This window comes from Streptomyces sp. NPDC002640, assembly GCF_053592575.1.
On sequence record NZ_JBSFVZ010000008.1, the window covers coordinates 276,336 to 285,280 of the forward strand.

Genomic DNA, 8,945 nt, shown 5'->3' on the forward strand with positions numbered 1-8,945 from the left:
AGTGGGGCCGCCGGTCCGGCCTCAGACCGCCCGGTTGCCGCGCCGCCGGGCCAGTTCGTCCGCCGGGTTGTGCCCGATCAGGGTCTCCCCGGTGTCCACGCGTTCGCCGTGCAACTGGGAGAGCGCCTTCTCGACGTCCCGCCACACCACGCCCACCGCGATGCCGAAGATGCCCTGGCCGCCCTGGAGCAGCGCGTGCACCTCGTCCGGCGAGGAGCACTCGTAGACCGTGGCCCCGTCGCACATCAGGGTCATCCCCTCCAGGTCCCGGAACCCCTGCTCCCGCAGGTGCTGGACCGTGGTGCGGATGTTCTGCAGGGACACCCCGGTGTCGAGGAACCGCTTGACGATCTTCAGGACGACGACGTCCCGGAAGCTGTAGAGACGCTGGGTCCCCGAACCGTAGGCGGGCCGCACGCTGGGCTCGACCAGCCCGGTGCGCGCCCAGTAGTCCAGCTGGCGGTAGGTGATGCCGGCCGCGGCGCAGGCCGTGGGCCCGCGGTAGCCGACCTGCTCGGACGTCGTCTGCGCCCCGCTCAGGCCACCCGCTCCGGCCGCCGAGCGCTGCGGCGCGTAGCCGGCCGCGTTGCCGTGGGGCCGATACGGACCGCTGTCGCCCGGAACACGTCCCGGGGCGCCGGCCGTATCGTCGCCGCTCATTCTCACGCCGACCTCCGTCCTAGACCTGCCATCCAGACGGTAGGCAGTCGTCAGGGGTGCGTCAACGATCGCCACACTCGCCACGCCGAGTGATAATCACCCTGCGAGTGGTTTTCCGTGCCCCGTCCCGGGGAAAGGCTAGCCGAATGCCCTCCGCCCGGGCGGCAGGACGGCGGCATGTGGCCCCGGCAATTGCCGACGCGCCGGGGAACCTGCGGTTCGGATCACTGGTTGCTGGTGCCGAAGTCCTCGGGCGAGATCTGGTCGAGGAACTCGCGGAACTTCTCCACCTCGTCCTCCTGCTCGTCGGGGATCGCGATCCCCGCGTCGTCGAGCACACCGTCGCTTCCGTAGATGGGCGTGCCGGTGCGCAGGGCGAGCGCTATGGCGTCGGACGGGCGGGCGCTGACCTCCACCCCGCTGGCGAAGACCAGCTCGGCGAAGAACACGCCCTCACGCAGGTCGGTGATCCGCACCTCGCTGAGCTCCTGGCCCACCGCCTCCAGCACGTCCTTGAAAAGGTCGTGCGTCAGCGGTCGTGCGGGCACCATGCCCTGCTGGGCGAAGGCGATGGCCGTCGCCTCTCCCGGTCCGATCCAGATGGGAAGGTAGCGATCGCCCCCCACTTCGCGCAGGAGCACGATCGGCTGGTTGGAGGGCATTTCGACCCGGACACCTACGACATCGAGCTCGTTCACACAGCAACCCTAGGCCGTGCCCGCACGGTTTGGGTAGTCGGGCAGGGCATGGGTGGATTCCACCAGGTCAGGACAGGCGCACGCCGAGGGCCGTCTGCACCAGGGCGGAATGCAGGCGGGTCGTCAGCCCCGCCAGCTCCCGGGCCCTGACGCGCGCGTCCTCCCGGGTGTCCGGGTTGGGGTGCTTCCTCAGCGGGGCGACGACCTGGTCCACCAGGCCCGCGTCGCGGTCCGCGGCGGTCTTCATCGCCCGCAGGTGGCGGGGTTCGATGCCGAACGCGGCCATCTCCGCGAGCAGGGACGCCACCGTGACGGCCGCTGCGTCGTAACCGCCCTCGGGCAGCGGCCGGATCAGCCCGTAGGCCTCCCAGGCGGCCAGCTGTTCCTCGTCGGTGCCGGCCGCGGCGAGGAGCTCGTCCCGTCCGATGCGGACAGCCGGGGACTCCTCGTGGTCGGGGTCCTGCTCGAGCGGATCGGGCCGGTACTCCTCCGGCTCACCCGCCGTGAGGGCCCCGTCGAGCGGGTTGCCGCCGTCCTGGTCGCGGTCGGCGCTCTCGAGGACGTCCAGCCGCTCACGGATGACCTTGAGCGGCAGATATCCGTCCCGCTGCATCCGCAGGACCCGGGCCAGCCGCTCGACGTCCTCGGCACTGAACTTCCGGTACCCGGCGGGAGTGCGCCGGGGATCGACCAGTCCCTCGGCCTCCAGGAAGCGGATCTTGGAGATGGTGACTTCGGGAAACTCGTCGCGCAGCAGGCTCAGCACCGTGCCGATGCTCATCAGCCGGCCTGCCGCGGTGGCGGCGCCGGTTCCGGCGCCGCCACTCGGTGGTTCAAGCATGGACCTTCCCTGGAGTTGCCCCCGGACTGGTCCGGAGGGTCAGACGCTCCGCTGGCTCGCGTAGAAGACCAGGCGGTACTTGCCGATCTGCACCTCGTCACCGTTGGCCAGAGCGACCTGGTCGATGCGCTCCCGGTTCACGTAGGTGCCGTTGAGGCTGCCCACGTCCGCCACCGTGAAGGTGCCGTCCGGGCCGCGGCGGAACTCCACGTGGCTGCGGGAGACCGTCACGTCGTCCAGGAAGATGTCGCTCTGCGGATGACGACCCGCCGTCGTCAGGTCGGCGTCCAGCAGGAAACGACTGCCGGAGTTGGGGCCGCGCCGGACCACCAGGAGGGCCGAGCCGGCAGGCAGCGCCTCGACCGCGGCCTGAGCCTCGGGCGACAGGGCCGGGACCTGCGTCTGGCCGGTGGCCTCCGGGTCGTACGACTCGATGCCGGAGATGGAGATCGTCGAGGTCGTCTCGGAGGGGCGCTCCGGGACACCGGCCCGGAGCGGCGCCCCGCAGTGCGAGCAGAAGCGGCTGTTCTCCGCATTGCGGTTGCCGCACCGCGTGCACACCAGGGCCGACATGGACGGATCCTTCTGCTGCGGCTGCCCCGCCGCCGATCCCGACGGGTCCCCGAAACCTATGCGGGCCGCCTGGGCAGGGTCAACGGCCGACGCGCCGTGACCCCCGGAAGTGCCACCCTCCGGACCAGCGACCTGGTCCCGGTAGAGCGGCCGGTTCTCCGCGTCGGAACCCTCGCGATGGCGGGCCGTCTCGCTGCCGCCCTCTCGCGCACTCTTGCCGAACAACTTCGCAAACAACTTCACGGGCGATTCCCCTTGACCGAAACAGACCCGCCCGTGGGGCAGGACGAACCCTGACTGCACCGACCGACCGACCCGGACATCTTCACAACGTCCGTCTCCGCCATACAGTTTCCACCACACACCACTTCTTCGGCGCGCCGACCCCCCGCGACCCGACGTCCCGTCGGAACGGAGCGCCCCGAGCCCCGCCTCACCGGGCCGACGACCGAGCGTAGTCAGGCCGCTTCGCCCCCCGCAAGGCATCCACGACGATCTTCGTATGACGCTCCACGGTGACGGTGGCCTGCTCCTTCTCCAGAGTCTGCACCACGCCTCCCGGGATGTTCAGAGCGGGCTCCAGATCCTGCGGGTTCCCGATGACCTTGAAACGATACGGAGCGGCGATCTTGTTCCCGTCGACCGACACTCCGGCGTCACCGTCCGGCCGCTCCGTCAGATAGGTTCCGGCCACCACCCGGACGCCGTTGAGCTGGATGGCCTCCGCCCCGGCGGCCCGCAGCTCCTGGACCGCGTCCAGCAGCTTGTCGGCTCCGACGCCGTTCTGCGGATCCTCGACCGTCACCGAGATGCCCGGCCCCTCGGCCGCGACCGTGCCGGCCAGCACGCCGAGCTGCCGCTCCTTGGCGAGCGTCTGGCGGCGTGCCTCCTCCGCCTGGTCGGAACTGTTCTCCAGCTCCGACCGCTGGCCCTCGAGGTTCTGCTGCTCCTCCTCGAGCCGGGCCGTCCGGTCGTCGAGCTCGTCCAGGATGCGGACCAGGTCCTCCTGCCGGGCGCCCCGCAGCGCGGTGTCGCCCGAACTGTGCGAGGCGACCTGCACCGCCAGCCCGAACCCGAGTCCGAACAGCAGCAGCGCCACGATGAGCTGGGCCCGGCTCACCCTGGGCGGCCAGAGGCTCTGTACCAGCCGCTGACGCCCTGTCAGGCCTGCCGGAGCCTCCTCCTCCGCCTCGTCCCGCGGAACGGCCGTGGCGGGCCTCTCCTCGGGCAGCTCCTTGCGAAGCCGGTGGCCCGGGCCTTCCGCGCTCCCGCCGGCTCCCGGCCGGCCCTCGTGCCTCTCCTCGTTCATCGCCTCACGCCCTGAAGACGTGCCGGCGGATGGCCGCGGCGTTGGAGAAGATGCGGATGCCCAGGACCACCACGACACCGGTGGACAGCTGCGCGCCGACGCCGAGTTCGTCGCCGAGGAAGACGATCAGCGCGGCCACGACCACGTTGGACAGGAACGAGACGACGAAGACCTTGTCGTCGAAGATGCCGTCGAGCATGGCCCGCAGTCCTCCGAACACGGCGTCCAGAGCCGCCACCACGGCGATGGGGAGGTACGGCTCGACGGCGACGGGGACCTCGGGCCGGACCAGCAGGCCCACCACGACTCCCACGACGAGGCCCAGTACGGCGATCACGATGTGCCCTTCCCGGTGTTCGGCTGTTCAGCCTCTGGCGGTTCCGATGTCTGTGCCGGCTTGGCCGTCCGCAGGGTCACGCTGGGAGCGGCGGGCAGCCGCAGGTCCTCCTCGACCGAGATGGCCGTGCGGATCCCGTAGTTCTCCTGCAGCGCGTACAGGTAGAGGCCGTCGGCGCTGTCCTGGAAGCGGGTGCTGAACGGTTTCCCGTCCCCCACCGCGAGCACCGTGTACGGCGGCGCCAGCGGCTTGTTGTCGACCAGTATCGCGTCGCCGGCCGCCCGGATGGCGGACAGGGCGGTCAGCCGCTGCCCGTTGACGGAGACGGCCTCGGCGCCCGACTCCCACAGACCGTTGACGACCCGCTGGAGGTCCCGGTCGCGGACCCGGCCGGTGTCCGAGAACCCGCTCGAGCCCCGCTGCTCGCCGTCGTCACTGGTGCCGGAGCCCTCGGCGTCGTCGACGACCAGCTTGACGCCCGGACCGTGCACCGGGACGGCGCCGACCAGGATCTGGACGGTCTCCAGCCGCTCACCCCCGCCGCCGTGCTCCCGCAGCGCCTCGCGCTGGCGCTCGCCGACCTCGGCCCGCAGCCGGTCGACGCTCGCCTCCAGTTGGTCCGCCCGCTCGGTCTGGCGCTCGATCCGGTCGATCAGCTCCTCCCGTTCCCGGGCGACCACCGGGGCGTCCTCCCGGGCCTGGGCCGCGCCCAGCGTCACCACCAGCGCGGCCAGGACCAGCCCGGCGGCCAGTCCCAGCTTGGCCTTGAGCGTCTTCGGCATCCCGCCGCCCTCGCCGCGCTTGCGGGCGGTGGCCTCGGCGTAGCCGTCGTCGAGGCTGTGGTCCATGACGTTGGTGAGCAGCGACATGGAGGCATCCGGGCGCGAAGGGCGATCGGGAGTGCTCCGAACGGGGGGCTGCTGCGGCATGCCGCACATCGTCGCATGCCGCGCCCCTGTACCACGAATGGCCCCACCGGCGTGCCGGGCGGCCCCCACGACGGGGGCCGCCCGGCACGCGTGGCGAGGCTCCGGTCAGTGGCCGGCGCCCTCCACGACGGTGCTCCACTCGTCGAGCAGGGCCTGCGCCGAGGCGTCGTCGGGGCCCTCCGCCCACAGGTGGGTGACGGCCTCAGCCGGGTCGGGCAGCACCAGCACCCAGCGGCCGTCGGCCTCGACGACCCGCACGCCGTCGGTGGTGTCGACGAACCGGTCCCCGGCCGCCTCGACCACCCGGCGCATCACCAGACCCTTCACCGCCCACGGCGTCGCCAGGTCCCGCTTGAGCACATGGGCCCGCGGGATCCGCGCGTCGATCTGGCTGAGGGTGAGCTGCGTCCGCGCCACCAGGCCGATCAGGCGCACGAAGGCCGCCGTGCCGTCGAAGACACCGCTGAACTCGGGGACGATGAAACCGCCCCGGCCGTCGCCGCCGAAGATCGTCGTCTCCTCGCGGCCGACGCGGGTCAGGTCGTCGGGCGAGGTGGTGGTCCATTCGACCTGGGTTCCGTGGTACGCCGCGACCTGTTCCGCGATGCGGGTGGTGGTCACCGGCAGCGCCACCCGGCCGCTGCGGCGCTCGGCCGCCACCAGGTCCAGCATCACCAGCAGCGCGCGGTCGTCCTCCACGATCCGGCCCTGCTCGTCGACGAGCGACAGCCGCTCGCCGACCGGGTCGAAGCGCACGCCGAAGGCCGCTCCCGAGGAGGCGACGATCTCGCCGAGCCGCTTGAGCCCGTCCCGCCGCATGTCCGCGGTCTCGGTCGGCCGCGCCTCGTCGAGGCCCGGGTTGATGGTCAGGGAGTCGACGCCCAGCTTGCCGAGCAGGCTCGGGAGCACCAGGCCCGCGCTGCCGTTGGAGGCGTCCACGACGACCTTCAGACCGGCGTCGGCGATGCCGCTGGTGTCGACGTTCCGCAGCAGCGACCCGGTGTACGAATCGAAGGTGCTCGACGGGAAGTGCAGATCACCGATCTCGCCGGGGAAGGCCCGCCGGTACTCCTGCCGCGCGAAGACGCGGTCCAGCTTGCGCTGCCCCGCCTGGGACAGGTCGGCGCCCTGGCTGTCGAAGAACATGATGTCGACCGAGTCCGGAACACCGGGCGTCGTCCGGATCATGATGCCGCCGGCACTGCCGCGCGCCGTCTGCTGCCGGGCCACCGGCAGCGGAACGTTCTCGATGTCACGGACGTCGATGGCGCTGGCCTGCAGCGCCGAGATCACGGCCCGCTTCAGCGCCCTTGCGCCGCGCGAGTGGTCGCGGGCGGTGGTGACCGTGGCGCCCTTCTTCAGGGTCGTGGCATAGGCACCGGCAAGCCGCACGGCGAGCTCGGGGGTGATCTCCACGTTGAGGATGCCGGAGACACCACGGGCGCCGAACAGGTGCGCCTGGCCTCTGGACTCCCAGATGACCGAGGTGTTGACGAACGCGCCGGCCTCGATGGTCTTGAACGGGTAGACCCGCACATTGCCCTGGACGATCGATTCTTCACCGATCAGGCACTCGTCACCGATGACCGCCCCGTCCTCGATCCGGGCGGCCCGCATGATGTCGGTGTTCTTGCCGACCACACAGCCCCGCAGGTTGCTGTGCGGCCCCACGTACACGTTGTCGTGCACCACGGCCTTGTGCAGGAAGGCGCCGCTCTTGACGACCACGTTGGAGCCGACGACGGTGTGCTCCCGCAGCTCCGCGCCGGCCTCCACCTTGGCGTAGTCACCGATGTAGACCGGCCCGCGCAGGACGGCGTCGGGGTGCACCTCGGCGCCCTCCGCGACCCAGACCCCCGGGGAGATCTCGAAGCCGTCGATGTCGACGTCGACCTTGCCCTCGAGCACGTCGGCCTGGGCCTTCACGTAGCTCTCGTGGGTGCCGACGTCCTCCCAGTAGCCCTCGGCGACATAGCCGTAGATCGGCTTGCCTTCCTTCATGAGCTGCGGGAAGACGTCGCCCGACCAGTCCACCGGCACATCGGGCTGGACGTAGTCGAAGACCTCGGGCTCCATCACGTAGATGCCCGTGTTGACGGTGTCGGAGAAGACCTGGCCCCAGGTCGGCTTCTCCAGGAAGCGTTCGACCTTGCCCTCGTCGTCAACGATGGTGATGCCGAACTCGAGCGGGTTCGGCACTCGCGTCAGACAGACGGTGACGAGAGCGCCCTTCTCCTTGTGGAAGTTGATCAGCTCGGTCAGGTCGAAATCGGTCAGGGCGTCACCGGAGATCACGAGGAAGGCATCGTCCTTGAGTGCCTCTTCGGCGTTCTTGACGCTTCCCGCGGTGCCGAGCGGCTTTTCCTCGTTGGCATAGGTGAGCTCCATACCGAGCTCTTCGCCGTCCCCGAAGTAGTTCTTGACCAGTGAGGCCAGGAACTGCACGGTGACCACGGTTTCGTTGAGCCCATGCCTTTTCAGCAGCCTCAGAACGTGCTCCATGATCGGCCGGTTGACCACCGGCAGGAGCGGTTTGGGCATGCTCGAGGTCATGGGGCGAAGGCGCGTGCCTTCGCCTCCGGCCATCACGACGGCCTTCATGTCGGAAGCGTCCTCCTCTGACAGACGACGGGGAACCGACTTCCTCCGGCCGCACGGCCCCGCACGAAGCGGACACGGGCCATCCGGCCCCGAAGGGCCAACTCAGCGGCGAGTTCAGTCGGTAGTGGCCATGGTGTCCGCGCGAACAAGGCGTCGGACCTGCACCACGTAGAGGACTCCTGCCCACCAATACAGGGTTGTACCCCACCCCGCGAAGGCCCAACCGAAAACCGCCGCGAGGGAGGCCAGCCACCCGCTGCCGTCACTCAGCAGAAGGAGCGGGAAGGCGTACATCAGATTGAACGTCGCCGCCTTGCCCAGGAAGTTCACCTGGGGCGGCGGGTAACCGTGCCGGCGGAGGATCAGCACCATCACGGCGAGCACGACTTCCCGGGCCAGCAGCACGAGCGTCAGCCAGAGGGGCAGGATTTCCCGCCAGGTGAGGCCGAGCAGGGTGGAGAGGATGTACAGCCGGTCCGCGGCGGGGTCCAGCAGCCGGCCGAGGCTGCTGATCTGGTTCCAGCGCCGCGCGAGCTTTCCGTCCAGGTAGTCGGTGACACCACTCAACGCCAGCAGGAGCAGCGCCCACCCGTCGCTCTTGGGGCCGCCGAACTCGGGCCGCAGAATGAGCCACAGGAACAGGGGCACGCCGAGAAGCCGCGCCATGCTGAGAATGTTGGGGATGGTGAGCACCCGATCCGTCTGGACGCGGGTCTCCTGGACCTCCACCCGGGGGCCTCCTGTGGGGATACGTGCCAATGGTGCGATCGAACCTTACCGTCAGGCCCTCCGTCCGGACGCGGAGGGGTCCGGACGCTTCGACGCTTCGCAGGCGCCTGCCGGCAACGAAAACTACCCGGAAATGCGGAAAGCCCCGCACCAATCGGTGCGGGGCTCCCCGTCAATATTTGTTCGGCGGCGTCCTACTCTCCCACAGGGTCCCCCCTGCAGTACCATCGGCGCTGTAAGGCTTAGCTTCCGGGTTCGGAATGTAACC

Annotated in this window: 9 protein-coding genes and 1 rRNA gene; all 10 read right to left on the reverse strand. The window is 70.2% G+C overall.

Annotated elements, in window-relative coordinates; all coding sequences use genetic code 11:
- Positions 1-21: 21 nt before the first annotated feature.
- Positions 22-666, reverse strand: a complete 645-nt coding sequence (locus ACWD3O_RS13965; RefSeq protein ID WP_451416007.1) for a MerR family transcriptional regulator — start codon at positions 664-666, stop codon at positions 22-24.
- Between the two features lie 218 nt (positions 667-884).
- On the reverse strand, positions 885-1,358 hold the full coding sequence (locus ACWD3O_RS13970; RefSeq protein ID WP_151772043.1) for a bifunctional nuclease family protein: 474 nt from the start codon (positions 1,356-1,358) through the stop codon (positions 885-887).
- Positions 1,359-1,425: 67 nt separating this feature from the next.
- Complete coding sequence (gene ftsR / locus ACWD3O_RS13975) at positions 1,426-2,199, reverse strand: transcriptional regulator FtsR (RefSeq protein WP_451416008.1); 774 nt, start codon at positions 2,197-2,199, stop codon at positions 1,426-1,428.
- A 39-nt stretch (positions 2,200-2,238) separates the two neighbouring features.
- Positions 2,239-3,123: an FHA domain-containing protein gene (locus tag ACWD3O_RS13980; RefSeq protein WP_451414038.1), complete on the reverse strand. Its 885-nt coding sequence runs from the start codon at positions 3,121-3,123 to the stop codon at positions 2,239-2,241.
- Between the two features lie 82 nt (positions 3,124-3,205).
- Positions 3,206-4,081, reverse strand: coding sequence for a DUF881 domain-containing protein (locus tag ACWD3O_RS13985; protein ID WP_451416009.1), 876 nt, complete (start codon positions 4,079-4,081; stop codon positions 3,206-3,208).
- A gap of 4 nt (positions 4,082-4,085) precedes the next feature.
- The gene (locus ACWD3O_RS13990) at positions 4,086-4,418 is read right to left on the reverse strand and encodes a small basic family protein (RefSeq protein ID WP_108956887.1); all 333 of its coding nucleotides are present in this window, start codon (positions 4,416-4,418) and stop codon (positions 4,086-4,088) included.
- Positions 4,415-5,356: a DUF881 domain-containing protein gene (locus tag ACWD3O_RS13995; RefSeq protein WP_451416010.1), complete on the reverse strand. Its 942-nt coding sequence runs from the start codon at positions 5,354-5,356 to the stop codon at positions 4,415-4,417. The genes ACWD3O_RS13990 and ACWD3O_RS13995 overlap by 4 nt, the downstream gene beginning before the upstream one ends.
- 96 nt (positions 5,357-5,452) lie before the next feature.
- Positions 5,453-7,948: a sugar phosphate nucleotidyltransferase gene (locus ACWD3O_RS14000; protein WP_451416011.1), complete on the reverse strand. Its 2,496-nt coding sequence runs from the start codon at positions 7,946-7,948 to the stop codon at positions 5,453-5,455.
- A gap of 114 nt (positions 7,949-8,062) precedes the next feature.
- Positions 8,063-8,677 carry a CDP-alcohol phosphatidyltransferase family protein gene (locus ACWD3O_RS14005; RefSeq protein WP_451416012.1) on the reverse strand — a complete coding sequence of 205 codons (615 nt, stop codon included), beginning with the start codon at positions 8,675-8,677 and terminating at the stop codon, positions 8,063-8,065.
- Between the two features lie 181 nt (positions 8,678-8,858).
- Positions 8,859-8,945 (reverse strand): 5S ribosomal RNA (gene rrf, locus ACWD3O_RS14010); the annotation flags it as partial.

Excerpts from the sequence above, each read along its gene's own strand:
- ftsR (WP_451416008.1), bottom strand. The coding sequence starts at position 2,199 with ATGCTTGAACCACCGAGTGGCGGCGCCGGAACCGGCGCCGCCACCGCG.
- ACWD3O_RS13985 (WP_451416009.1), bottom strand. The coding sequence starts at position 4,081 with ATGAACGAGGAGAGGCACGAGGGCCGGCCGGGAGCCGGCGGGAGCGCG.
- ACWD3O_RS13995 (WP_451416010.1), bottom strand. The coding sequence starts at position 5,356 with ATGTGCGGCATGCCGCAGCAGCCCCCCGTTCGGAGCACTCCCGATCGC.
- ACWD3O_RS14000 (WP_451416011.1), bottom strand. The coding sequence starts at position 7,948 with ATGAAGGCCGTCGTGATGGCCGGAGGCGAAGGCACGCGCCTTCGCCCC.